The organism is Pseudomonas sp. H3_A02, from assembly GCF_054671965.1.
Map to the genome: position 1 here is coordinate 1,637,429 of NZ_CP162807.1, position 21,909 is coordinate 1,659,337.

27 protein-coding genes are annotated in these 21,909 nt (G+C 62.6%); 10 read left to right on the forward strand and 17 right to left on the reverse strand.

What is annotated here, in order from left to right:
• Positions 1 to 8: 8 nt before the first annotated feature.
• The 4 genes from ftsY (at position 9) to rpoH (ending at position 4,087) form a co-directional block, all read left to right on the forward strand.
• Positions 9 to 1,433, forward strand: a complete 1,425-nt coding sequence (gene ftsY, locus AB4N80_RS07035; protein ID WP_460081271.1) for a signal recognition particle-docking protein FtsY — start codon at positions 9 to 11, stop codon at positions 1,431 to 1,433.
• The gene (gene ftsE / locus AB4N80_RS07040) at positions 1,430 to 2,101 is read left to right on the forward strand and encodes a cell division ATP-binding protein FtsE (RefSeq protein ID WP_003177474.1); all 672 of its coding nucleotides are present in this window, start codon (positions 1,430 to 1,432) and stop codon (positions 2,099 to 2,101) included. The genes ftsY and ftsE overlap by 4 nt, the downstream gene beginning before the upstream one ends.
• Positions 2,098 to 3,120: a permease-like cell division protein FtsX gene (gene ftsX / locus AB4N80_RS07045; RefSeq protein WP_122567408.1), complete on the forward strand. Its 1,023-nt coding sequence runs from the start codon at positions 2,098 to 2,100 to the stop codon at positions 3,118 to 3,120. The genes ftsE and ftsX overlap by 4 nt, the downstream gene beginning before the upstream one ends.
• A 112-nt stretch (positions 3,121 to 3,232) precedes the next feature.
• Positions 3,233 to 4,087: an RNA polymerase sigma factor RpoH gene (gene rpoH / locus AB4N80_RS07050; RefSeq protein ID WP_003177476.1), complete on the forward strand. Its 855-nt coding sequence runs from the start codon at positions 3,233 to 3,235 to the stop codon at positions 4,085 to 4,087.
• A gap of 199 nt (positions 4,088 to 4,286) precedes the next feature.
• Here rpoH and mtgA read toward each other — a convergent pair whose 3' ends face one another.
• Entirely contained in the window at positions 4,287 to 5,009 is a 723-nt protein-coding gene (mtgA, locus tag AB4N80_RS07055; RefSeq protein WP_122567407.1) for a monofunctional biosynthetic peptidoglycan transglycosylase, read from the reverse strand.
• A gap of 73 nt (positions 5,010 to 5,082) precedes the next feature.
• Here mtgA and AB4N80_RS07060 point away from each other — a divergent pair, with 73 nt between their 5' ends.
• From AB4N80_RS07060 to trmB, 4 genes are all read left to right on the forward strand, one after another.
• Positions 5,083 to 5,454: a DUF423 domain-containing protein gene (locus AB4N80_RS07060; protein ID WP_072405917.1), complete on the forward strand. Its 372-nt coding sequence runs from the start codon at positions 5,083 to 5,085 to the stop codon at positions 5,452 to 5,454.
• A gap of 90 nt (positions 5,455 to 5,544) precedes the next feature.
• The gene (gene thiS, locus AB4N80_RS07065; RefSeq protein WP_163006804.1) at positions 5,545 to 5,745 is read left to right on the forward strand and encodes a sulfur carrier protein ThiS; all 201 of its coding nucleotides are present in this window, start codon (positions 5,545 to 5,547) and stop codon (positions 5,743 to 5,745) included.
• A 54-nt stretch (positions 5,746 to 5,799) separates the two neighbouring features.
• Positions 5,800 to 6,594 (forward strand): thiazole synthase, encoded by a 795-nt coding sequence (locus tag AB4N80_RS07070; RefSeq protein WP_060740195.1) that lies wholly within the window; start codon positions 5,800 to 5,802, stop codon positions 6,592 to 6,594.
• Between the two features lie 9 nt (positions 6,595 to 6,603).
• Positions 6,604 to 7,329: a tRNA (guanosine(46)-N7)-methyltransferase TrmB gene (gene trmB / locus AB4N80_RS07075; protein WP_122567406.1), complete on the forward strand. Its 726-nt coding sequence runs from the start codon at positions 6,604 to 6,606 to the stop codon at positions 7,327 to 7,329.
• A gap of 182 nt (positions 7,330 to 7,511) precedes the next feature.
• Here trmB and AB4N80_RS07080 read toward each other — a convergent pair whose 3' ends face one another.
• The 9 genes from AB4N80_RS07080 to AB4N80_RS07120 form a co-directional block, all read right to left on the reverse strand.
• Positions 7,512 to 7,835, reverse strand: coding sequence for a DUF3392 domain-containing protein (locus AB4N80_RS07080; protein WP_014340681.1), 324 nt, complete (start codon positions 7,833 to 7,835; stop codon positions 7,512 to 7,514).
• A gap of 18 nt (positions 7,836 to 7,853) precedes the next feature.
• A complete protein-coding gene (gene hemW, locus AB4N80_RS07085) occupies positions 7,854 to 9,053 on the reverse strand; it encodes a radical SAM family heme chaperone HemW (protein WP_354336087.1) in 1,200 nt (399 codons plus the stop codon).
• Complete coding sequence (gene rdgB, locus AB4N80_RS07090; protein ID WP_122567404.1) at positions 9,050 to 9,646, reverse strand: RdgB/HAM1 family non-canonical purine NTP pyrophosphatase; 597 nt, start codon at positions 9,644 to 9,646, stop codon at positions 9,050 to 9,052. Before rdgB ends, hemW begins: the two co-directional genes overlap by 4 nt.
• Complete coding sequence (locus tag AB4N80_RS07095; RefSeq protein ID WP_122567403.1) at positions 9,643 to 10,077, reverse strand: DUF4426 domain-containing protein; 435 nt, start codon at positions 10,075 to 10,077, stop codon at positions 9,643 to 9,645. The genes rdgB and AB4N80_RS07095 overlap by 4 nt, the downstream gene beginning before the upstream one ends.
• 26 nt (positions 10,078 to 10,103) lie before the next feature.
• Positions 10,104 to 10,724, reverse strand: coding sequence for a methionine biosynthesis protein MetW (gene metW, locus AB4N80_RS07100; protein ID WP_122567402.1), 621 nt, complete (start codon positions 10,722 to 10,724; stop codon positions 10,104 to 10,106).
• A 7-nt stretch (positions 10,725 to 10,731) separates the two neighbouring features.
• On the reverse strand, positions 10,732 to 11,871 hold the full coding sequence (gene metX / locus AB4N80_RS07105) for a homoserine O-succinyltransferase MetX (protein ID WP_063323960.1): 1,140 nt from the start codon (positions 11,869 to 11,871) through the stop codon (positions 10,732 to 10,734).
• Positions 11,872 to 12,076: 205 nt separating this feature from the next.
• Complete coding sequence (locus tag AB4N80_RS07110; RefSeq protein ID WP_122567400.1) at positions 12,077 to 12,667, reverse strand: YggT family protein; 591 nt, start codon at positions 12,665 to 12,667, stop codon at positions 12,077 to 12,079.
• A 10-nt stretch (positions 12,668 to 12,677) separates the two neighbouring features.
• Positions 12,678 to 13,496: a pyrroline-5-carboxylate reductase gene (proC, locus tag AB4N80_RS07115; RefSeq protein WP_305491276.1), complete on the reverse strand. Its 819-nt coding sequence runs from the start codon at positions 13,494 to 13,496 to the stop codon at positions 12,678 to 12,680.
• 35 nt (positions 13,497 to 13,531) lie between these two features.
• On the reverse strand, positions 13,532 to 14,218 hold the full coding sequence (locus tag AB4N80_RS07120; RefSeq protein ID WP_122567398.1) for a YggS family pyridoxal phosphate-dependent enzyme: 687 nt from the start codon (positions 14,216 to 14,218) through the stop codon (positions 13,532 to 13,534).
• Positions 14,219 to 14,271: 53 nt separating this feature from the next.
• Between AB4N80_RS07120 and AB4N80_RS07125 the strand changes: the two genes are divergently transcribed.
• Entirely contained in the window at positions 14,272 to 15,306 is a 1,035-nt protein-coding gene (locus AB4N80_RS07125; RefSeq protein ID WP_122567397.1) for a type IV pilus twitching motility protein PilT, read from the forward strand.
• A gap of 161 nt (positions 15,307 to 15,467) precedes the next feature.
• On the opposite strand, the gene AB4N80_RS07130 is transcribed toward AB4N80_RS07125, so the two are convergent.
• Complete coding sequence (locus AB4N80_RS07130; protein WP_122567396.1) at positions 15,468 to 16,079, reverse strand: C40 family peptidase; 612 nt, start codon at positions 16,077 to 16,079, stop codon at positions 15,468 to 15,470.
• A gap of 250 nt (positions 16,080 to 16,329) precedes the next feature.
• Here AB4N80_RS07130 and AB4N80_RS07135 point away from each other — a divergent pair, with 250 nt between their 5' ends.
• Positions 16,330 to 16,758 (forward strand): NINE protein, encoded by a 429-nt coding sequence (locus AB4N80_RS07135; RefSeq protein WP_122567395.1) that lies wholly within the window; start codon positions 16,330 to 16,332, stop codon positions 16,756 to 16,758.
• 129 nt (positions 16,759 to 16,887) lie between these two features.
• On the opposite strand, the gene AB4N80_RS07140 is transcribed toward AB4N80_RS07135, so the two are convergent.
• The 6 genes from AB4N80_RS07140 to AB4N80_RS07165 form a co-directional block, all read right to left on the reverse strand.
• Positions 16,888 to 18,159, reverse strand: coding sequence for a dihydroorotase (locus AB4N80_RS07140; protein WP_122567394.1), 1,272 nt, complete (start codon positions 18,157 to 18,159; stop codon positions 16,888 to 16,890).
• On the reverse strand, positions 18,156 to 19,160 hold the full coding sequence (locus AB4N80_RS07145; RefSeq protein WP_003177495.1) for an aspartate carbamoyltransferase catalytic subunit: 1,005 nt from the start codon (positions 19,158 to 19,160) through the stop codon (positions 18,156 to 18,158). The genes AB4N80_RS07140 and AB4N80_RS07145 overlap by 4 nt, the downstream gene beginning before the upstream one ends.
• A 24-nt stretch (positions 19,161 to 19,184) precedes the next feature.
• Complete coding sequence (gene pyrR, locus AB4N80_RS07150; RefSeq protein WP_122567393.1) at positions 19,185 to 19,691, reverse strand: bifunctional pyr operon transcriptional regulator/uracil phosphoribosyltransferase PyrR; 507 nt, start codon at positions 19,689 to 19,691, stop codon at positions 19,185 to 19,187.
• A gap of 85 nt (positions 19,692 to 19,776) precedes the next feature.
• On the reverse strand, positions 19,777 to 20,214 hold the full coding sequence (gene ruvX / locus AB4N80_RS07155) for a Holliday junction resolvase RuvX (RefSeq protein WP_122567392.1): 438 nt from the start codon (positions 20,212 to 20,214) through the stop codon (positions 19,777 to 19,779).
• Complete coding sequence (locus AB4N80_RS07160) at positions 20,214 to 20,783, reverse strand: YqgE/AlgH family protein (protein ID WP_122567391.1); 570 nt, start codon at positions 20,781 to 20,783, stop codon at positions 20,214 to 20,216. Before AB4N80_RS07160 ends, ruvX begins: the two co-directional genes overlap by 1 nt.
• 214 nt (positions 20,784 to 20,997) lie before the next feature.
• Positions 20,998 to 21,894: an energy transducer TonB gene (locus AB4N80_RS07165; protein WP_122567390.1), complete on the reverse strand. Its 897-nt coding sequence runs from the start codon at positions 21,892 to 21,894 to the stop codon at positions 20,998 to 21,000.
• Positions 21,895 to 21,909 lie beyond the last annotated feature (15 nt).

Consider the following 21,909-nt stretch of genomic DNA (forward strand, 5'->3'; position numbering starts at 1 on the left):
CGTCCTCCATGTTTGGTTCCAACGACGACAAGAAGACCCCAGCTGCGGCTGGCGAGAAAAAAGGCCTGTTCGGATGGCTGCGCAAGAAGCCGCAGGAAACCGTCGTCGAACAGCCACAAGCGCTGCCTGAGCCCGCCGCCGAAGCGGTGGAAGAGGAAGCCGCGCCAATCATCCTGCCGATTGCCGAACCGATCCTGCAACCGGTCGCGCCTGAGCCTGTGGCCGAACAGCCGCTGACCCCGCCCGTCGAATCCACTCCCTGGCTGACCCTGCCGGTTGCAGAAGAGCCGGTGGCGCTGGTCGAAGACGAGCAAGCCGCGCATATCACCCCACCGATTCCGGCCGCGCCACAACCTGTCGTGGTACAGGGTGTGGCGCCGATTGCCGAGGCCTCGACGGTTGTCATTGCACCTGTCGCTTCGCAGTCCGCCCATGAACCAGAACCCGCTCCGGTTGAAGCTTTGGTCCCAGTCGAGCCGGCCCGCACGGCTGAAGAGAACAAAGTCGGCTTCTTCGCCCGTCTCAAGCAGGGCCTGTCCAAGACCAGCGCCAGCATCGGCGAAGGCATGGCCAGCCTGTTCCTGGGCAAGAAAGTCATCGATGACGAATTGCTGGAAGACATCGAGACCCGCCTGCTCACCGCCGATGTCGGTGTCGAGGCGACCTCGGTGATCATCCAGAGCCTGACCCAAAAGGTTGCTCGCAAGCAACTGACCGACGCCGACGCGTTGTACAAATCCCTGCAAGGCGAGCTGACCAACATGCTCAAGCCGGTGGAACAACCACTGGTGATCACCTCGCAGAACAAACCATTCGTGATTCTGGTGGTGGGCGTCAACGGCGCCGGCAAGACCACCACCATCGGCAAGCTGGCCAAGAAGCTGCAACTCGAAGGCAAGAAAGTCATGCTGGCTGCCGGCGACACCTTCCGCGCCGCCGCGGTCGAACAGCTGCAAGTGTGGGGCGAGCGCAACAAGATCCCGGTGATCGCCCAGCACACCGGCGCCGACTCCGCTTCGGTGATCTTCGACGCGGTGCAGGCGGCCAAGGCCCGTGGCATCGATGTGCTGATCGCCGACACGGCCGGTCGTCTGCACACCAAAGACAACCTGATGGAAGAATTGAAGAAGGTACGCCGGGTGATCGGCAAGCTCGACGCCGATGCGCCTCACGAAGTGCTGCTGGTGCTGGACGCCGGTACCGGCCAGAACGCCATTAACCAGGCCAAGCAATTCAACCAGACCGTCGAACTGACCGGGCTGGCTCTGACCAAGCTCGACGGCACCGCCAAGGGCGGGGTGATTTTCGCCCTGGCCAAGCAGTTCGGCCTGCCCATTCGCTACATCGGCGTGGGCGAAGGCATTGACGACTTGCGCACCTTTGAAGCCGAGCCCTTTGTCCAGGCACTGTTTGCCGAACGGGAGCACTCATGATTCGTTTCGAACAGGTCGGTAAACGCTATCCGAACGGTCACGTCGGCTTGCATGAGCTGAGCTTTCGGGTCCGTCGGGGCGAGTTTCTGTTTGTCACCGGCCATTCCGGCGCCGGTAAAAGTACCTTGCTGCGCCTGCTGCTGGCGATGGAGCGGCCTTCCACTGGCAAACTGCTGCTGGCCGGCCAGGACCTGAGCACCATCAGCAATGCCCAGATCCCCTACCTGCGGCGGCAGATCGGTGTAGTGTTCCAGAATCACCAGTTGCTGTTCGACCGCACGGTGTTCAACAACGTGGCGTTGCCGTTGCAGATCCTTGGCCTGTCCAAGGCCGAGATCATCAAGCGGGTGGACTCGGCCCTGGAGCGCGTGGCCCTGTCGGACAAGACCGACCTGTATCCGGGCGACCTGTCCACCGGCCAGCAACAGCGCGTCGGCATCGCCCGCGCCATCGTCCATCGCCCGGCCTTGCTGCTGGCGGACGAACCCACAGGTAACCTCGACCCGCGCCTGGCGGCGGAAATCATGGGCGTGTTCGAAGACATCAACCGTCTGGGCACCAGCGTGCTGATCGCCAGTCACGACCTGGCGTTGATCGCGCGCATGCGTCACCGCATGCTCACGTTGCAGCGCGGACGCCTGATTGGTGACGGGGAGGCCGGCGTATGAGTGCTACTCGCAGCCCGAAAGTGGCCGAACGCGTGGCCCCGAAGGCCTCCGATCCGCAGCCGCAAAAGAAAAAACGCGACGATGACGACGGCCCGGACTTCGCCACGCTGCTGCGCGCCTGGATCGAAAGCCATCGCGCCAGCCTGCTGGACAGCCTGCGGCGCCTGGGCAAGCAACCCATCGGCAGCTTCTTTACCTGCATGGTGATGGCGGTTGCCTTGAGCCTGCCTATGGGCCTGTCATTATTGCTGAATAATGTGGAGCGCCTGGGCGGCTCCTGGCAGCGCGCGGCGCAGATTTCCCTGTACCTGCAGATGGACGCCAGCCCCGGCGAAGGCCAAGCGTTGCGTGAGCAGATCAAGGCCATGCCGGGCGTGGCCGAAGCCGAGTACATCGGCCGCGAGCAGGCGCTGGAAGAGTTCCAGCAACAGTCCGGCCTGGGCGACGCCCTCAAGGAGCTGCCGGAGAACCCGCTGCCGGGCGTGGTGCTGGTGACGCCGAACGAGGTCGACAAGCCCGCCCTTGAAGCATTAAGACAAAGACTTTCCGAGTTGCCGAAGGTACAACAGGCGCAACTTGATCTAGTCTGGGTCGAGCGTCTTGCGGCGATCCTCAAGCTCGGCGACCGGTTTGTCTTCGGTCTGACGGTGCTGCTGGTTTCTGCATTACTTTTGGTGATAGGCAATACCATTCGTCTTCATATTGAAAACCGCCGCACCGAGATAGAAGTGATTAAACTCGTCGGCGGTACGGACAGTTATGTGCGCAGGCCCTTCCTTTATATGGGGGCGCTGTATGGCTTCGGTGCCGGGATTCTGTCCTGGGGCGTATTGGCGTTTGGCCTGGACTGGCTGAACGATGCGGTAGTGGGGCTGGCCGGTTTGTACGGCAGTGATTTTTCGCTGGCCGGAGTGCCAGTCGCCGACGGTCTGTCGCTCTTGCTTGGCGCGGTGCTGTTGGGTTATATCGGTGCATGGATTGCGGTCGCACGCCACTTGCGTGAGCTTGCGCCAAAATAGGGTTTTTTGCGCGTATTGACCTTTCGGTTTTTGTGGGAACTTGTCTTAGGGTTCCCGGTCAATTTTCGCAGTGCTGAACTGCACGAGTTATGTGAGTCGGAGGTTTTTTCGTATGACCACTTCTTTGCAACCTGCTTATGCTCTGGTCCCGGGTGCGAACCTGGAGGCCTATGTGCACACGGTGAACAGCATTCCATTGCTGACGCCCGAGCAGGAGCGTGAACTGGCCGAGAGTCTCTATTATGAGCAGGATCTTGAGGCGGCTCGGCAGATGGTGCTCGCCCACCTGCGTTTTGTCGTACATATCGCCCGCAGCTATTCCGGCTACGGGCTGGCCCAGGCCGACCTGATCCAGGAAGGCAACGTCGGCCTGATGAAAGCGGTCAAGCGTTTCAACCCGGAAATGGGCGTGCGCCTGGTGTCGTTTGCGGTGCACTGGATCAAGGCGGAAATCCACGAGTTCATCCTGCGCAACTGGCGCATCGTGAAAGTCGCGACCACCAAGGCCCAGCGCAAGCTGTTCTTCAACCTGCGCAGCCAGAAGAAGCGTCTGGCCTGGCTGAACAACGAAGAAGTCCATCGCGTGGCTGAAAGCCTGGGTGTAGAGCCTCGGGAAGTGCGCGAGATGGAAAGCCGCCTGACCGGCCATGACATGGCCTTCGACCCGGCTGCCGAAGCGGACGACGACAGCGCTTTCCAATCGCCGGCCAACTACCTGGAAGACCACCGGTACGACCCGGCGCGTCAACTGGAAGACGCCGACTGGAGCGACAACTCCAACACCAACCTGCACGAAGCCTTGGAAGTGCTGGACGAACGCAGCCGCGACATCCTCTACCAGCGCTGGCTGGCCGAGGAAAAGGCCACGCTGCACGACCTCGCGCAGAAGTACAACGTGTCGGCCGAGCGGATTCGCCAACTTGAGAAGAGCGCGATGAACAAGCTCAAGGTGTCGATTGCGGCTTGACCTGCGATAGCGACAACAAAAAACGCCCCGATCAGTGATGATCGGGGCGTTTTTGTGTGCGCTCAATCTCGGATTCGCCGCAGACCCCCTGTGGGAGCGAGCTTGCTCGCGATGGCGGCTTATCATTCAACATCGATACTGCCTGACCCTCCGCCATCGCGAGCAAGCTCGCTCCCACAGTTGAATGTCGGTGTTTGGTCTACTGCGCCCAAGGCGCCCGCCGCGCATGATCGAGCCCCAGCAAATAACTGTCGCCTCCCAACTGGCTCATCTGCTGGCGAATCCAGCCCGCCCGCCGTAGCACGTAGGGGCTCGGCCGGCTGGCGCTCCATTTGCGCGGGTTGGGTAATACCGCCGCCAGCAGGCTGGCCTGTTGCCGGGACAAGGCGTCGGCGCTGGTGCGGAAATGATGCCGTGCCGCCGCTTCCGCCCCGAACACACCGTCATCCCACTCGACGCTGTTGAGGTACACCTCAAGGATCCGCTGCTTGGGCCAGAACACTTCGATCAGCGCGGTGAACCAGGCCTCCAGCCCTTTGCGCAGCCAGCTGCGGCCTGACCACAGGAACAGGTTTTTGGACACTTGCTGGCTGAGGGTGCTGGCGCCGCGAATCGAACCGCCACGGCCATTGTGGGCGAAGGCGGCCTGGATCGCGCCGATGTCGAAGCCCCAGTGCTCCGGGAATTTCTGGTCTTCGCCAGCGATCACTGCGACTTTGAGGCTGTCGGAGATCTGGTCCCAAGGCTGCCAGGTGCGTTGCAGGTCGATCGGTTCACCGCCGAACCAGGATTCAACCTTGCGCTCGATCATCAACGCCGTGAACGGCGGCGGCACCACGCGAAACAGCAGCACCAGCACAACGCTGCCGACGGCGAACCAGAGCAGGGCTTTAAGGAATCGTCGAAACAATGTACGCAGCATAGAGATGGCTTGGCCGAACCCGTCGAGCGGGCCATTATACAGACCCTGTCCACCGAGTCTGACTGGAGTTCCCATGTTGCGTAGCTTTCTGATGCTGGCGGCTTTCTTCGGTTTCACGGGCGTGGCGCTGGGTGCATTCGCCGCCCATGGCCTGAAAAACCGCCTGAGCGCCGATTACCTGGCGATTTTCCACACCGGCGTCACCTACCAACTGGTGCACACCCTGGCGTTGCTGGGCGTTGCGCTGCTGGCCACGCACATTCCCGGGCGCATCGTCACTTGGGCCGGAATTTCCTTTGTCATCGGCATCCTGTTGTTCTCCGGCAGCCTGTACCTGCTGACGCTCACGGGCATCAGCAAGCTGGGCATCATCACTCCGTTGGGTGGCGTGGCGTTCCTGATCGGCTGGTTGTGCCTGGGGCTTGCCGCCTGGCGGCTGGGCTGACCTGCCGGTCCATTTCATGACGAATGGCTTGGGTCACCCAGACTGATCGGGCTAGAATGCCAGCCCCTAAAAATGATGGCGGCATCCGGCATGCGCATTCAGTTGAACGGCGAACCCCTTGAACTGCCCGACGGTGAAACCGTTGCGGCCCTGCTGACCCGTCTGGAACTTACCGGACGCCGCGTCGCGGTGGAGCTCAATCTGGATATCGTCCCGCGCAGCCAGCACGCCGAAACCACGTTGAACGATGGCGACAGCGTCGAAGTGGTCCACGCCATCGGCGGTGGCTAGTCGCCTCGGTTTCGCAGCATTTCGCAAGAACCTCACCCCAACAGAGGATTTCCCATGAGCATCGTTCGTAGCGACAAGCCCTTCGTCCTGGCCGGTCGTACCTACCAGTCGCGCTTGCTGGTAGGTACCGGCAAATACCGCGACATGGAAGAAACCCGCCTGGCCATCGAGGCCTCGGGCGCCGAGATCGTGACCGTCGCCGTGCGCCGGACCAACATCGGCCAGAACCCGGGCGAACCGAACCTGCTGGATATCCTGCCGCCGGATCGCTACACCATCCTGCCGAACACTGCCGGCTGCTTCGACGCCATCGAGGCCGTGCGCACCTGCCGCCTGGCCCGTGAGCTGCTCGACGGCCACAATCTGGTGAAGCTGGAAGTACTGGCGGACCAGAAAACCCTGTTCCCCAACGTGATCGAAACCCTCAAGGCCGCCGAAACCCTGGTCAAGGAAGGTTTCGACGTGATGGTCTACACCAGCGATGACCCGATCATCGCCCGTCAATTGGCGGAAATCGGCTGCATCGCGGTCATGCCGCTGGCCGGCCTGATCGGCACTGGCCTGGGGATCTGCAACCCGTACAACCTGCAGATCATCCTGGAAGAAGCCAAGATCCCGGTGTTGGTGGATGCCGGTGTCGGTACCGCCTCCGACGCCACCATCGCCATGGAGCTGGGTTGCGAAGCGGTGCTGATGAACTCTGCCATCGCCCATGCGCAGCAGCCGGTCCTGATGGCCGAAGCCATGAAGCACGCCATCGTCGCCGGTCGCCTGGCGTACCTGGCCGGCCGCATGCCGAAAAAACTTTACGCCAGCGCCTCCTCGCCGCTGGATGGTCTGATCAAGTAAGAGCCATTGATGACTGAATCGAACGACACGCCGGTCCTGCCGGAAGACGGCGAAGAGCGCCAGCACCGCCGCATCAAGAGTTTCGTGATGCGCGCCGGGCGCATGACTGAAGGCCAGCAGCGCGGCCTGGAGCAGGGCGCGCCTTTATTCGTCCTGCCCCTGGCCGACGCACCGGTGGATTTTGACCAGGTCTTCGGCCGCTCGGCTCCGCGCTCGCTGGAAATCGGCTTCGGTATGGGCCACTCGTTGCTGGAAATGGCCGCCGCTGCGCCGGAGCAGGATTTCATCGGCGTGGAAGTCCACCGTCCCGGCGTCGGTGCGTTGCTCAACGGCGTGCTGACTCAAGGGCTGACCAACCTGCGGGTCTACGATTGCGACGCCATCGAAGTGCTCAACCGCTGCGTGGCCGACAACAGTCTTGACCGGTTGATGCTGTTTTTCCCGGATCCTTGGCACAAAAGCCGGCACCACAAGCGCCGTATCGTCCAGGCATCGTTCGCTGAACTGGTGCGCAGTAAATTGAAGGTCGGCGGTGTGCTGCACATGGCCACCGACTGGGAACCCTACGCCGAGTACATGCTGGAAGTGATGAACGTCGCCCCGGGTTATCGCAACCTGGCCGAAGACGGCAAGTGCGTGCCACGACCGGTCGAACGGCCGATCACCAAGTTCGAGCGCCGTGGCGAACGGCTTGGGCATGGGGTTTGGGATTTGAAGTTCGAGAAGGTGGCTTAAACATCACGCAATACTCACTGTGGGAACTGAGCTTCTGTGGGAGCAAGGCTTTGTGGGAGCAAAGCTTGCTCGCGATGCAGGTAACTCGGGTTTCAAGTGGGTACCGAGGCGCTGCTATCGCGGGCAAGCCTTGCTCCCACAGAAGCTCAGCTCCCACATTTCGTTTTGCGGCGTATTGAAGTTCAGCGCCGATCCGCCACCACGCCAATCAACACCAGCACCACCAACAACACCGGCGCCAGGCTGTAGTTGTTGAACTGGCTCAAGCCCCTGACGATCCACGGCGTGGCATAGATCAGCGCGGCGCCGCTGCCGATCATGCACAGCAGGGCGATCAACGGGACGCGCAAGGCGCCGGCGATGCTGCCCAGGCGTTGTTCGACCCAGCCCTTGATGTCGGCACCAAACAGCACCAGCAGGCAGCCTACCAATGCCAGGGAGATTTCCGACAGGTTGCTGCGGCTCCAGCGGGATACGGTGGCCAGCAGGTCGAGTACCAGATCCATTCGATTTCCTTGTGTTGATCAGCTCAGAAATGTCTGCAGCAAGTCATTGAGAAACAACTGTCCGCGCTCGGTGGCCGCCAGACGTGTCGGTTCGACCTGCAACAATCCGCTTTGTTCGGCCTCGCGCCGGCCTTTGGCCAGGCTTTGCAGGGGCAGCCCGGTGCGTTCCGGGTACAGCTGCGCTTCCACGCCTGCGGTCAGGCGCAGGGCGTTCATCAGGAACTCGAACGGCAGTTCTTCATTGGCCAGGGTTTTCTCGCCCGCCTGGAAGCTTTTGGCCGGGTTGAGATAGTCCTTGGGCAGGCGGGTCTTCCAGGTGCGCACGATGCGCCCGTCCGGATGGCTGAGCTTGCCGTGGGCGCCGGCGCCGATGCCGATGAAGTCGCCGAAGCTCCAGTAATTGAGGTTATGCCGCGCCGCCCGACCGGGCTGGGCGTAGGCCGAGACTTCGTATTGAGCGTAGCCGTGTTCGGCCAGCAAGGCTTGCCCGGCTTCCTGGATGTCCCACAGCGTGTCGTCTTCGGGCAAGGTCGGCGGCTGGTTCCAGAACACCGTGTTCGGCTCCAACGTCAACTGGTACCAGGACAGGTGGGTCGGTTTCAAGGCGATGGCTTGGCGCAGGTCGCTCAAGGCGTCGTCGAGGGACTGATCGGGCAGCCCATGCATCAGGTCCAGGTTGAAGTTGTCGAACCCGGCTTGTCGGGCCATGCCAGCGGCGCGCACCGCCTCGTCACCGTTATGGATCCGGCCCAGGGCTTCGAGCTTGGCCTGCTGGAAGCTCTGGATGCCAATGGACAGGCGATTGATGCCCAAGGCCCGGTAAGCGACGAATTTTTCTTGTTCAAACGTGCCGGGGTTGGCTTCCAGGGTGATTTCAATGTCCTGGGCGAACGGTATCCGTGCCTCGACACCTTTGAGCAACCGCCCCAGGGCCTGGGCACTGAACAGGCTTGGAGTGCCGCCACCGAAAAAGATCGAGCTCAACGGGCGACCGTAAACCGCGTGCAAATCCTGGTCGAGGTCGGCCAGCAGGGCGTCGACGTATTCCTCTTCCGGCAGTTGCGGGCTGGCGGTGTGGGAGTTGAAGTCGCAATACGGGCATTTGCGCACGCACCACGGGATGTGGACGTACAACGCCAGGGGCGGCAGCACCGGCAGTGGCGCCCGAGGCGTTTGTACACCGCCATGGATCAGCGGTGCGGGAGCGTCGTCGATCATTGCAGGCCCAGGCGTTGACGCAGCAGGGCCATGGCGCGGGCGCGGTGGCTCAGTTGGTTCTTTTCCACCGGCCCCAGCTCGGCGCTGGAGCAATCGCGCTCCGGCACCCAGAACAACGGGTCATAGCCAAAACCGTGCTCGCCGCTGGCTTCGGTGAGAATGCGCCCGGGCCACAGGCCTTCGCAGAGGATCGGCAACGGATCGTCGGCGTGGCGCACCAGGGCCAGCACGCACACGAACTGCGCGCCACGCTCGGCTTCGGGCACATCCTTGAGGGCGTCGAGCAGCTTGGCGTTGTTCGCCGCGTCACCTTTGCCATCAGCGTAACGGGCCGAGTAAATGCCCGGTGCGCCGCCGAGGAAGTCCACGGCCAGCCCGGAATCGTCGGCCAGCGCCGGCAGGCCCGAGATGCGCGCGGCATTACGGGCCTTGAGGATGGCGTTCTCGACGAACGACAGGCCGGTCTCTTCCGGTTCCACCTGGCTGAATTCGCCAATCGAGCGCAACTGCACCGACCCGCCGAGCATGGCCTGCAGTTCCTTGAGTTTGCCGGCGTTGTGGCTGGCCAATACGAGTTGGGTAAGGTTGATCATTGGCCCGGGAACAGTTCCTGGTTGAAGTTGAGGGTGTTGATCTTGTCGCCGGTTTGCACCTCGATTTCGAAGGTCCGGACTTCCTGTTGTTCCACCGGGTACTGGGCGATGTAGTAGATCGCGCCTTGCTCAATCACTTGCTTGAATTTCAGCGGGACGGAGCTGCTGGTGAGATCCTTGACCGAGCCGCTGACTTGAGCCATCAGAGGCTTGCCGCCCTTGATCACCGAAACATTGATCACGCCTTGATTCTTGCTGCGAGTCAGCTCGGCTGCCTTGGCAATGTCCGGCGTCAGGAAGGTGGAATTGAAGGTGTTGTAATGCACGGTGATATCACCGAATTTTTCCATCCGCTCGGCCTTGATGACATCGGCGGCCAAGGCGCCAACGCTCAGGCAAGCGGTGATGAGAAACAACGCTAGACGTTTCATGTCGTGCTCCTGGTTAGGCCGGGGGCTCACACCGCGACCTGATGATCGGCAAGGCCTGGGCTGCTGACCCGATAGATGCCTATTTCACCTAACAGATTAGGCCATAGCTTGCTCGCCCACCCGTGGCGATGCTGTTGGTCCACGGCCAAGCGATCGATGACTTTGGCTTCACGTTCGCGGCACAGCGCTTCGAAATCCTCGAAGGTACAGAAGTGGATGTTCGGCGTGTTGTACCAGGTGTAGGGCAGGAAATCCGAGACCGGCATGCGGCCCTTGCTCGCCAGGTACCAGCGGCAGCGCCAGTGGCCGAAGTTGGGGAAGGTGATGATGCACTGGCGCCCGACCCGCAGCATTTCGTCGAGGATCTTGTCCGGGTAGTGCACCGCTTGCAGCGCTTGGGTCATGACCACGACGTCGAAGCTGTTGCTGGCGAAGTTGCCCAGGCCCTTGTCCAGGTCCTGCTCGATGACGTTGATGCCCTTGGCCACGCACTCGGCGATGTTGTCCGGGTCGTTCTCCAGGCCGTAGCCGGTGACCTGTTTGTTGTCCCGCAGCCAGGTCAGCAGTTCGCCGTTGCCGCAGCCCAGGTCGAGCACGCGGCTGCCGGCGGGGATCCATTCCTGGATGATGTCCAGATCGGCTCTCATGGCGTCCTCACAGCGTTATACGGTTCATGTAGTTGCCGAACGCCTGCAGGTAGCGCGGGATCGGAATCAAAAAGGCGTCGTGGCCCTGGGGCGCGTCGATTTCCAGGTAGCAGACGTCCTTGCGCGCGGCCATCAGCGCGTCCACCAGCTCCCGCGAGCGCGCCGGGGAGAAGCGCCAGTCGGTGGTGAACGACATCACACAGAATTTGGCGGTGGCATTGGCGAAGGTTTTCGCCAGGTTATCGTCGAAGTTCGCCGCCGGATCGAAGTAGTCCAGCGCCTTGGTCATCAACAGGTAGGTGTTGGCGTCGAAACGCCCGGAGAACTCTTCACCCTGATAGCGCAGGTAGCTCTCGACCTGGAACTCGACGCTGTGGAAGTCGTAGTTGAGCTTTTCGCTCTTGAGGCCACGGCCGAATTTCTCGCCCATGGAGTCGTCGGACAGGTAGGTGATGTGCCCGACCATCCGCGCCAGCATCAACCCGCGCTTGGGGATCACGCCGTGTTCCTGGAACGAACCGCCGTGGAATTCCGGGTCGGTGAGGATCGCTTGGCGCGCCACTTCGTTGAAGGCGATGTTCTGCGCCGACAGCTTGGGGGCCGAGGCGATTGCCAGGCAATGACGCACGCGGTCCGGGTAGGTGATGGTCCATTGCAGGGCTTGCATGCCGCCCAGGCTGCCGCCGATCACGGCGGCCCACTGGCCGATACCGAGGCGGTCGGCCAGGCGTGCCTGGCTGTGGACCCAGTCTTCCACGGTCAGCACCGGGAAATCGGCGCCGAAGGGCTTGCCGGTGTCCGGGTTGAGGCTGCTGGGGCCGGTGGAACCGTTGCAGCCGCCCAGGTTGTTCAGGCTGACCACGAAGAACTTGCTGGTGTCGATGGGCTTGCCCGGGCCGATGCAACTGTCCCACCAGCCGGGCTTGCGGTCGTCGACGCTGTGGTAGCCGGCGGCGTGGTGATGCCCCGACAAGGCGTGGCAGATCAGCACGGCATTGCTCGCCGTGGCATTGAGGGTGCCGTAGGTTTCGTAGATCAGGTCATAGGCTGGCAACGAACGGCCGCAGGCCAGGGCCAGGGGCTCGCTGAAATGCGCCATTTGCGGCGTCACCAGACCAACGGAATCGGGGGGAAAGGCAGCTGGCATCGACCCTGCTCGCGTTGAAATGAGGCGTAAGTCTAAAGACCGCTGTGGCGGGCGGCAAGCAAAGGGCGGCGATCGTTCCCACGCTCTGCGTGGTAACGCTGCCTGGGACGCTCCGCGTTCCGTTTTGGGGGTGACGCGGAGCGTCACGGGATGCATTCCCACGCGGAGCGTGGGAACGATCATCGCAGGGATCAAGTTGCCTGGATCAGATCAGCAGCCGCAGGATCTCCGGCATCATGGTCATCGCCGCCAGGTTGTTGATCACCAGCATGTCGATCAGCTTGAGCACCATGAACGCCAGGATCGGCGAGATATCCAGGCCACCCAGGTTCGGCAGGATGCGACGGAACGGCGCCAGGGCCGGCTCGCAGATCTGGTTCACCAGTTCGGCACCGGGGTTATGGCTGCTCGGCGCGACCCACGACAGGATCACGCTGATGATCATGGCGAAGAAGAAAATCTTCAGGAATAGCGCGGTCACGCCAATGAGCGACCAGATCAGCAGTTGCAGCGGGTTGCCGGTGGTGCCGTAGGTCAGCAGCAGGGTCAGGGCCATCAGCGCCAGTTGCACGAGGATCGCCAGGACCAGCGACGACATGTCCAGGCCGAACAGGCTCGGGATGATCCGGCGCAGCGGCTTGAGCAGCGGCTGGGTAGCCTTGACGATGAACTGGCAGAGCGGGTTGTAGAAGTTGGCACGTACCAGTTGCAGCACGAAGCGCAGCAGCACGATCAGCAGGTACAGGCTGCCGAGGGTTTGCAGCACGTAGACCGCTGCAGTGTTCAATCCAATCATGAATGGCTCCTTATTGGCCCAGTTGTTCGGCCATTTCGGCCGAGCGGTGCGCGGCGGCGCCGAGTGCTTTTTCCACCAGGGCTTCGAAGCCCCCGGCCTGGAACGATTTGATGGCCGCTTCGGTGGTGCCGGCCGGCGAGGTCACGCGGCGACGCAACTCGGCCGCATCGACGTCGCTGGACACCGCCATGTGCGCGGCGCCGAGGGCGGTCTGCAAGGTCAACTGGGCGGCGGTTTCCCGGGTCAGGCCAAGTTTTTCGCCAGCGGCGGTCATGGCTTCGATCAGCAGGAAGAAGTACGCCGGGCCCGAGCCGGAGACGGCGGTGACCGCGTCCAGTTGCTGTTCGGTGTCCAGCCACAGGGCCAGGCCAACGGCGGACAGCAGCGTTTCGGCCTGCTGGCGTTGTTCGGCGGTCACGTGTGGCGTGGCGAACAGGCCGCTGACGCCCTGGCGCAGCAGCGCCGGAGTGTTGGGCATGCAACGTACGATCGGCTGCTCGCCGAGCCAGTTGTTCATGCTGGCGCAGGTGATGCCAGCGGCAATCGACACCACCAGTTGATGGGGTTTGAGGCTCGGACGCAGGGCCTCGCAGACGCTTTTCATCGCTTGCGGCTTGACCGCCAGCACGATGACGTCGGCGCCGTCGATGGCCTGGGCGTTGTCGGCAAAGGTTTCGATGCCGTGTTCGGCACTCACTCGGTTGCGGGTCTCTTCACCCGGATCGCTGGCGCGGATCAGCGAAGCGTCCAGGCCCTTGGCCCGCAGGCCGCCGATCAGGCTGGCGGCCATGTTGCCGGCGCCGATGAAGGCAATACGCGTGTTGCTCATGACAGGTCCTTATAAAGAGATGAGTCGGCCATGGTTCAGGATTGACCGTAGTCGCGGGCGCCAAACAGGGCAGTACCGATGCGCACCCAGGTGGCGCCCTGGGCAATGGCCGACTCGAGGTCGTGGCTCATGCCCATGGAAAGCGTGTCCAGCGGCAGTGCCAGGCTGGCTTGCAGGCGTTGAACGGCGGCAAAGGCGGCATCCTGCGCGGCACGCTCTTCGGTGGGTTCGGGAATCGCCATCAGCCCACGCAGCTTCAAGCGTGGCAAAGCGCTGATGGCGCTGGCCAGGGCGGGCAGGTCCGCTGGGGTGCAGCCGGATTTGCTGGCCTCACCACTGACGTTGACCTGGATACAGATGTTCAGCGGCGGCAACTCGGCCGGGCGCTGCTCGGACAGGCGCTGTGCAATTTTCAAGCGATCCACGGAATGCACCCAGTCGAAGTGTTCGGCGATAGCGCGCGTCTTGTTCGATTGAATGGGGCCGATGAAGTGCCAGATCAAGGGCAGGTCGGTCAATTCGACCTGTTTGCCCAGGGCCTCTTGCAGGTAGTTCTCGCCGAAGTCCCGCAGGCCGGTGGCATAAGCCTCACGCAGGGCCTGGGCGGGCTTGGTCTTGCTCACGGCCAGCAGTTGGACGCTGCCTTCGGCACGCCGGGCGGCCTGCTCCGCAGCGCGGATGCGCGAACTAACCTGAGCGATGTTGTCTGCTATCGTGGACATAAAGAAGCGCCAGCGGTGAGGTTCGCGGCATTCTACTGGAATTGAGGTGCGCTATGGATATCACTGAGTTACTGGCGTTCAGCGCCAAGCAGGGGGCGTCGGACCTGCATCTGTCCGCCGGCCTGCCGCCGATGATCCGCGTGGATGGCGATGTGCGGCGGATCAACCTGCCGGCGCTGGACCACAAGCAGGTCCATGAGCTGATCTACGACATCATGAACGACCGGCAACGGGTGGATTACGAAAAGTTTCTGGAGACCGACTTTTCCTTCGACGTGCCGGGCGTAGCGCGATTCCGGGTCAACGCCTTCAATCAGAATCGCGGCGCGGGGGCGGTATTCCGGACCATTCCGTCGAAAGTCCTGACCATGGAAGACCTGGGGATGGGCGAGGTGTTTCGCAAAGTGACCGAGTCGCCGCGCGGGCTCGTGCTGGTGACCGGGCCGACCGGTTCGGGCAAGTCCACCACCCTGGCGGCCATGATCGACCACCTCAACAGCCACAAGCACCATCACATCCTCACCATCGAAGACCCTATCGAATTCGTTCACGAACCGCGCAAATGCCTGATCAACCAGCGCGAGGTGCACCGCGACACCCAGGGTTTCTCCACGGCCCTGCGTTCAGCCCTGCGGGAGGACCCGGACGTGATCCTGGTGGGCGAGATGCGCGACCTGGAGACCATCCGCCTGGCGCTGACCGCCGCCGAAACCGGGCATCTGGTATTCGGCACCTTGCACACCACATCGGCGGCCAAGACCATCGACCGGGTGGTGGACGTGTTCCCCGGTGACGAGAAATCCATGGTTCGCTCGATGTTGTCGGAGTCGTTGCAGGCGGTGATTTCCCAGACGCTGATCAAGAAGATCGGCGGCGGCCGGATCGCGGCGCATGAAATCATGCTGGGGACCTCGGCCATCCGTAACCTGATCCGTGAAGACAAGGTGGCGCAGATGTACTCGTCGATCCAGACCGGCGGCTCGCTGGGGATGCAGACGCTGGATATGTGTTTGAAGGACTTGGTGAACAAAGGGTTGATCAGTCGCGAACATGCCCGGGAGCGGGCGCGTACGCCGGATAACTTCTAGAGGGGTAGGGAGGCCCTTGTGGCGAGGGAGCTTGCTCCCGCTGGGTGGCGCAGCCGCCCCAAACTGACCAATGATCTCTGTGGGCCCAATCATTTTGGGTCCGCTTCGCGGCCCAGCGGGAGCAAGCTCCCTCGCCACAAAAAAGCTATGTACGCTTCAGATCAGCGCTGAACCACGCGCAGTGCACCCGGTTCTTTCGGCAGAACTCGCTTGGCGACCACGTAATGAGTGTTCCAGTACGGCTTGTTCAGCGTGTCGATGGTCACCGACTTGCCGCGGCGCGGGGCGTGGATGAAGCGGTCGTTGCCCAGGTAGATGGCCACGTGGTTGACCCGGCGGCTCTTGAGCTTGAAGAAGATCAGGTCGCCAGGCTTGAGGTCCTTGCGCTCGACTTTCTCGCCATGGCCGGCGGCCATCGCGTTGGACGTGCGCGGCAGGTCGAACGTGGCGTCGTTGAACGCGTATTTCACCAAACCACTGCAATCGAAACCTTTACTTGGGCTACTGCCGCCCCAACGATAGGGTGTGCCGAGAACATTCACGGCGCGGCTCAGGACATTGCTGGTCGTCTTGGTTGCCATGGGTGGCACCAGTCGGCTGCGGGCGGTGCTCACGCGCTGGACGCTTTGCTTGTTCTTGCTCGAAGGAGCAGAAACATGGGATTTCGGGGTATAGCCGTTGACGTTGGGAAGACGTTGCTCACGATTGGTGGCGTGGGCGGCCAGGGGCAATAATAGGCAGATGGTTAGCCATGTCTTGAAAAATGGACGCATTAGGCAGGGCTCTTAAAGGTTAGCGCGCAACTTTATAACAGCTTTTTTTGCGATTCCGAGGCCGTTTGTCGATTCGAAACCTGGCGCCAACCCCCCATAATTGCGACAAGTTGACCCGATTGTCCGACAGAAGCCAGACACCACGGGGGTTTCCTTGGTTCAAAGTCGCTCAGGACCGCTTGTCGGTAAGACACAAAAAAGTCACAAAAAGTCCGAACAAATTTTTCTATCGAGGCAAAAGAGGCCATTCATGAACAGCTATCAGCAGGACGCAATCCGCGATACCCACAGCAAAGTCATTGGCTACCTGCTGTGGATTTTCGGTTTCACCGGCGCTCACCGCTTCTATTACGGCAAGCCGGTCACGGGTACGATCTGGTTCTTCACCTTCGGCCTGATGGGCATAGGTTGGCTGATCGACCTGTTCCTGATCCCGGCCATGGATCGCGAAGCGGACCTGCGTTTTACCCCAGGGCCGATCGAGTACAGCGTGGCGTGGATTCTGCTGACGTTTCTCGGGGTGTTGGGCGTACACCGGATGTATCAGGGCAAATGGCTCAGCGGGATTATCTACCTGCTGACCGGCGGGGTGTTTTTCCTTGGGGTGCTGTATGACTTCTGGACGCTGAACGATCAGGTCTCGATTCGGAATGCGCAGAAGCGGGGGGCCTTTCATTAAACCAGTCAGACCGAGTTGCCTGCATTCGCGAGCAAGCCCGCTCCCACAGGGCTTCGGTGAACACATGATGTGTGAACACCCCAGATCCAATGTGGGAGCGGGCTTGCTCGCGAAGCAGGCGACTCGGTATCAGACCTGGTGAGTAATCCGCCCATCCATCAGGGTATAGCGCACCACACCTGGCAGGCTGTGGCCGAGGAACGGGCAGTTGTCGCCCTTGGAACGCCAAGCTTCACCGGCCACGGTGGACGCGGCTGGGTCGAACAGCACGAGATCCGCTGCCGCGCCAACCGCCAGTTTCCCCGCCGGCAATTGCAGCGCCTGGGCCGGGCCGGCGCTCAGGCGCGCCAGCAAGGTCGGCAGGTCCAGCAAGCCATCCTCCACCAGCGTCAGGGCCAGCGGCAGCAGCAGTTCGACGCTGCTGATGCCAGGCTCGGTGGCGCCGAACGGGGCCAGCTTGGCATCGCGTTCGTGGGGTTGGTGATGGCTGGAGATGGCCGAGATCACCCCGGACTTCACTGCCTCGCGCAAGCCGTCGCGGTCGGCGCGGGTGCGCAGCGGCGGTTGGACGTGGTAGACGCTGTTGAAGCCGATCAGCGCTTCGTCGGTCAGGATCAACTGGTACAGCGCCACATCGGCGGTCACCGGCAGGCCACGAGCCTGGGCCTGGGCGATCAGCGCCGCGCCGCGGGCACTGGTCAGTTGGCTGAAGTGGGCGCGCACGCCGCTTTGTTCCACCAACAGCAGGTCCCGGGCCAGGGCCACGGTCTCGGCGGTTTCCGGGATGCCCGGCAGGCCGAGGAAACTGGCGGTCGGGCCTTCGTGGGCCAGGCCACCTTCGGCCAGGTCGTGGTCCTGGGAGTTGAAGATCACTGTCAGGCCGAAGGTTGCTGCGTATTCCAGGGCTCGGCACAGAGTGCGGGTGTTGCGGAAACTGTTCAGGCCGTTGCCGAACGCCACACAACCGGCGTCACGCAGGGCGATGAGCTCGGCCAATTGCTCGCCGTCCAGGCCTTTGCTCAGTGCGCCAATCGGGAAGACCTTGGTGTTGCCGGCTTCGCGGGCGCGGTCGAGGATCAGTTCGGCCACGGCCGAGGTGTCCAGCACCGGTTTGGTCTGCGGCGGGCAGCACAGGCTGGTCACGCCACCGGCAGCGGCGGCCCGGGTTTCGCTGACGATACTGCCTTTGCGGCTGTAGCCCGGTTCGCGCAGGGCGACGTTCAGGTCCACCAGGCCGGGAGCGGCCACCAGGCCTTGGGCGTCGAGGATGTCGACCGCGACAAAACCCGTCGGCGCCGCGCCAAGGGCGACGATCTTGCAGGCATCGATATGAATGTCGGTCACTTGATCCAGGCCACTGGCTGGATCGATCACGCGTGCGCCGAGAATGCTGAGCTTCACTGGGCGTTCTCCTGGTCGAATTGGCGCTGGGCCGTTTGCCCGCTCATGGCCATGGACAGTACGGCCATGCGGATGGCGATGCCGTAGGTCACCTGGTTGAGGATCACTGAGTGCGGCCCGTCGGCCACCGCCGACTCGATCTCCACGCCGCGGTTGATCGGCCCCGGGTGCATGACGATGGCATCCGGCTTGGCCCCGGCCAGGCGCGCCGTGGTCAGGCCGAACAGGCGGTAGAACTCGCCCTCGCTGGGCAGCAGGCCGCCGGTCATGCGCTCGCGTTGCAGGCGCAGCATGATCACCACATCCACATCCTTGAGGCCTTCGGTCATGTCGGTGTAGACCTTCACGCCGTATTGCTCGACGCCGATGGGCAGCAGGGTTTTCGGCGCGATCACGCGGATGTCCGGGCAGCCAAGGGTCTTGAGGGCCAGCATGTTCGAGCGGGCCACCCGCGAGTGCAGGATGTCGCCGACGATGGCCACCGACAGGTTCTCGAAGCTGCCCTTGTGCCGACGGATGGTCAGCATGTCGAGCATGCCCTGGGTCGGGTGGGCGTGACGGCCGTCGCCGCCGTTGATGATCGCCACTTGCGGGCACACGTGCTCGGCAATGAAGTGCGCAGCGCCGGAGTCGCCGTGACGCACGACGAACATGTCGGCGGCCATGGCTTCGAGGTTGCGCAGGGTGTCGAGCAGGGTTTCGCCCTTGCTCGCCGAGGACGTGGACACGTTGAGGGTGATCACGTCCGCCGACAGGCGCTGGGCCGCCAGTTCGAAGGTGGTGCGGGTGCGGGTGGAGTTTTCGAAGAACACGTTGCACACGGTCTTGCCGCGCAGCAACGGGACTTTCTTCACCGCCCGGGCGCCGACTTCGAGGAACGAGTCGGCAGTGTCGAGGATTTCCGTCAACAGCTCGCGGCGCAGGCCGTCGAGGGACAGGAAGTGCCGCAGCTGGCCCTGATCGTTGAGCTGCAGCGGGCGCTTGGTTTCGAGAGGCGTCATCGCGATGGACTCTTACAAGGGCAGTTAAAGGGCAAGGTCTTGCAGTTCGAGTTGCAGCGGCGACGGCCCGGAGAGCTTGACCCGCTCATGGGCGGTCAGCGTCAGCGTCGCACCGACCACGTTCGGTCGGATCGGCAGCTCGGCGGCGTCCAGGTCCAGCAGGCATACCAGTGTCACGCTGGCTGGGCGGCCGTAGTCGAACAGTTCGTTCATAGCGGCGCGGATGGTCCGGCCGCTCATCAGCACGTCGTCGATCAGCACCAGGTGCTGGCCTTCGATCTCGAACGGCAGCGCCGAGGGGCGTACTTGCGGGTGCAGGCCGTTCTGGCTGAAGTCGTCGCGGTAGAAGGACACATCCAGGGTGCCCAAGGGCGATTGGCTGCCCAGTTCATCGAGCAAGGCCTGGGCGACCCAGACGCCACCGGTGCGAATGCCGATGTAGCGCGGTTCGCTGATGCCGCGTTGTTCCAGGTGTGCCGTGAGACGAATCGCCATCTGGCTGATCAGTTCGGCAGGATTGGGCAGGCTCATGCTGGCTCCTTCAGGTTCCCGGGCCGGTGGTGAGTGGCGCGGCTTATCGCTAAAAGAAAGCGCCTTGGCGGCGCTTTGTAAAAAATCAGGTTTCAAACAGGGCGGTGTTGGCGTCGAGCCAGCCTTGCAGGAGCAGGGCGGCCGCGATGGCGTCCACCGGATTGTCGCGGTAACTGCCTTTCTGCCCGCCGCGCACCAGGCGCTCGCCCTTGGCCTCGAAGGTGGTCAGGCGCTCGTCATGGGTATAGAAGGGCAGGTTGTAGCGGCCATTGAGTCGGCGGGCGAACTTTTCGGCGCGCAGGCACATGTCACTGGGCGTGCCGTCCATGTTCAGCGGCAGGCCGACCACCACGGCATCGGGTTTCCACTCCTTGATCAGCGCTTCGACCTGGCTCCAGTCCGGAACGCCATTCTGCGCCTTCAAGGTGCACAACTCGCGGGCCTGGCCGGTAATGACCTGGCCGACCGCTACGCCGATCTGTTTGGTGCCGTAATCGAAGCCCAGCAGCAAGCGCAGGGCCATCAGGCGTGTCCTGCCTGGCTGGTGAGCAGGCTGAGGTTGACCCCCAACCGGCTGGCCGCAGCTTCCAGGCGCAGTTCGCTGCTGGTGTTGAACAGGATGTCGGCGTCGAATGGGCAGGTCAGCCAGGCGTTATCCGTCAGCTCGGCTTCCAGTTGCCCGGGTTCCCAGCCGGCATAGCCGAGGGCAATCAGGCTTTTTTCCGGGCCGACGCCGTCGGCGATGGCGAACAGCACGTCCTGGGAGGTGGACAGCGACACGCCGTCCAGGTCCACCGTGGCCTGGTATTTGGGACCCGACGGATGGAGCACGAAACCGCGGTCGGTCTGCACCGGGCCGCCGATGAAAATCGGCACATGCTGGCACAAAAGTGGCGGTTCTACGTCGGGGCGCAACTGCTCAAGAATGTCCGCCAGGTTCAGCTCCTGCGGGCGATTGATCACCAGCCCCATGGCCCCATTGGCCGTGTGCTCGACGATGTAGGTCAAGGTATGGGCAAAGTTCGGATCGGCCATGTGCGGCATGGCGATCAGGAAGTGATGCTTGAGGTAGGTGGGGCTGACGTTTTTCATAGGCGCTAGTGTGGCGGCGCAGGGCCGAACTGACAAGCTGGGGATGTGCAGGAAATGCCTCGATCTGGAAGGCGACACCGATCAAATGTGGGTTGTGTGGGAGCAAAGCTTGCTCGCGATCCAGGCGCTGCGGTCCTCAAGAGACCGCGGCGTTTTCATCGCGGGCAAGCCTTGCTCCCACAAAGCCCGCTCCCACAAGGGGATTGGCGGTGGGTCAGTTACTGGACAGGCGATCGCCCCGGGCGAACTTCCAGGTGCGGATGATTTCCAGCCGGTCGATGTCCGACAGGTCCCCGGTAAACGGTGCGAACGGTGCCGCCAGGCGCACGATCCGCTGGGCGGCCTGGTCCAGCAGCGGCTGGCCGGAGGATTCCAGTACCAGCACTTCATACAACGAGCCGTCACGGTTGATCGAGACCATTAGCCGCAGGTTGCCGTAGATCTGCTTGCGTCGCGCTTCGTCGGGGTAGTTGAGGTTGCCGATGCGCTCGACCTTCTTGCGCCATTCGTCCTTGTACCAGGCCCCCTTGTCGCGCATGGTCGAGGCGGCGCTCAGGCGGTGGATGCGCGGGCGCTTGGCGTAGAGCTGTTGCTCCTGGGCCAGTTCGGCTTCCAGGCTGGCGATGTCGCTGGACAACTGGGAACTGTCGAAAGTCGGTGCCGGGGCCTTGGGCTTGGGGTCGGGCTTGACCTCTTCCTTGACCGGGGCTTTTTTCGGCTTCGGCGCCACGGTGGTCACGGCCGCCTTGGGTGCCGTCTCCTGCACTTCGGGCTTGGCCGCTGGCGGCGGGGTGACTTTCTGCACCGTGTTGTCCTGGAATGGCGCGATCTCGGTGGTCTTGGGAATCGCCTTTTTTTCCAGGGTGCCGCTGCCTTGCTGGTTTTCCTGGGCGAGGAAATCGGCCTTCTTGGGCTTGGTCTCGCTCTTGAAGGTGGCCAGGGTAATTTCCAGGGTCTGGCTGATCTGCTTGGGCTCGACCGTGGCAAACCCGACGCCCAGCAGCAAGGCCAGGTGGATCAGCGCCGCCAGGAACAGTGTAAAACCGAGGCGATCAGCCGGGCGCACGCCACGATGGGCGAGCTCTAGGGGCAGATCGGACGGAAGTGTCATGACAAGGAAACCAAC

Coding starts and splice junctions, on each gene's coding strand:
- thiS (WP_163006804.1), top strand. CDS start 5,545: ATGCGCATTCAGTTGAACGGCGAACCCCTTGAACTGCCCGACGGTGAA.
- AB4N80_RS07110 (WP_122567400.1), bottom strand. CDS start 12,667: ATGATTGGATTGAACACTGCAGCGGTCTACGTGCTGCAAACCCTCGGC.
- proC (WP_305491276.1), bottom strand. CDS start 13,496: ATGAGCAACACGCGTATTGCCTTCATCGGCGCCGGCAACATGGCCGCC.
- ftsX (WP_122567408.1), top strand. CDS start 2,098: ATGAGTGCTACTCGCAGCCCGAAAGTGGCCGAACGCGTGGCCCCGAAG.
- AB4N80_RS07165 (WP_122567390.1), bottom strand. CDS start 21,894: ATGACACTTCCGTCCGATCTGCCCCTAGAGCTCGCCCATCGTGGCGTG.
- rpoH (WP_003177476.1), top strand. CDS start 3,233: ATGACCACTTCTTTGCAACCTGCTTATGCTCTGGTCCCGGGTGCGAAC.
- AB4N80_RS07080 (WP_014340681.1), bottom strand. CDS start 7,835: ATGGATCTGGTACTCGACCTGCTGGCCACCGTATCCCGCTGGAGCCGC.
- metX (WP_063323960.1), bottom strand. CDS start 11,871: ATGCCAGCTGCCTTTCCCCCCGATTCCGTTGGTCTGGTGACGCCGCAA.
- pyrR (WP_122567393.1), bottom strand. CDS start 19,691: ATGAGCCTGCCCAATCCTGCCGAACTGATCAGCCAGATGGCGATTCGT.
- ftsE (WP_003177474.1), top strand. CDS start 1,430: ATGATTCGTTTCGAACAGGTCGGTAAACGCTATCCGAACGGTCACGTC.
- AB4N80_RS07145 (WP_003177495.1), bottom strand. CDS start 19,160: ATGACGCCTCTCGAAACCAAGCGCCCGCTGCAGCTCAACGATCAGGGC.
- AB4N80_RS07060 (WP_072405917.1), top strand. CDS start 5,083: ATGTTGCGTAGCTTTCTGATGCTGGCGGCTTTCTTCGGTTTCACGGGC.
- mtgA (WP_122567407.1), bottom strand. CDS start 5,009: ATGCTGCGTACATTGTTTCGACGATTCCTTAAAGCCCTGCTCTGGTTC.
- ruvX (WP_122567392.1), bottom strand. CDS start 20,214: ATGGCCCTGCGCTTGCTGCTGGGCTTCGATTACGGCACCAAACAGATC.
- rdgB (WP_122567404.1), bottom strand. CDS start 9,646: ATGATCAACCTTACCCAACTCGTATTGGCCAGCCACAACGCCGGCAAA.
- AB4N80_RS07125 (WP_122567397.1), top strand. CDS start 14,272: ATGGATATCACTGAGTTACTGGCGTTCAGCGCCAAGCAGGGGGCGTCG.
- AB4N80_RS07160 (WP_122567391.1), bottom strand. CDS start 20,783: ATGAAAAACGTCAGCCCCACCTACCTCAAGCATCACTTCCTGATCGCC.
- AB4N80_RS07070 (WP_060740195.1), top strand. CDS start 5,800: ATGAGCATCGTTCGTAGCGACAAGCCCTTCGTCCTGGCCGGTCGTACC.
- metW (WP_122567402.1), bottom strand. CDS start 10,724: ATGAGAGCCGATCTGGACATCATCCAGGAATGGATCCCCGCCGGCAGC.
- AB4N80_RS07120 (WP_122567398.1), bottom strand. CDS start 14,218: ATGTCCACGATAGCAGACAACATCGCTCAGGTTAGTTCGCGCATCCGC.
- trmB (WP_122567406.1), top strand. CDS start 6,604: ATGACTGAATCGAACGACACGCCGGTCCTGCCGGAAGACGGCGAAGAG.
- AB4N80_RS07095 (WP_122567403.1), bottom strand. CDS start 10,077: ATGAAACGTCTAGCGTTGTTTCTCATCACCGCTTGCCTGAGCGTTGGC.
- AB4N80_RS07135 (WP_122567395.1), top strand. CDS start 16,330: ATGAACAGCTATCAGCAGGACGCAATCCGCGATACCCACAGCAAAGTC.
- hemW (WP_354336087.1), bottom strand. CDS start 9,053: ATGATCGACGACGCTCCCGCACCGCTGATCCATGGCGGTGTACAAACG.
- AB4N80_RS07130 (WP_122567396.1), bottom strand. CDS start 16,079: ATGCGTCCATTTTTCAAGACATGGCTAACCATCTGCCTATTATTGCCC.
- ftsY (WP_460081271.1), top strand. CDS start 9: ATGTTTGGTTCCAACGACGACAAGAAGACCCCAGCTGCGGCTGGCGAG.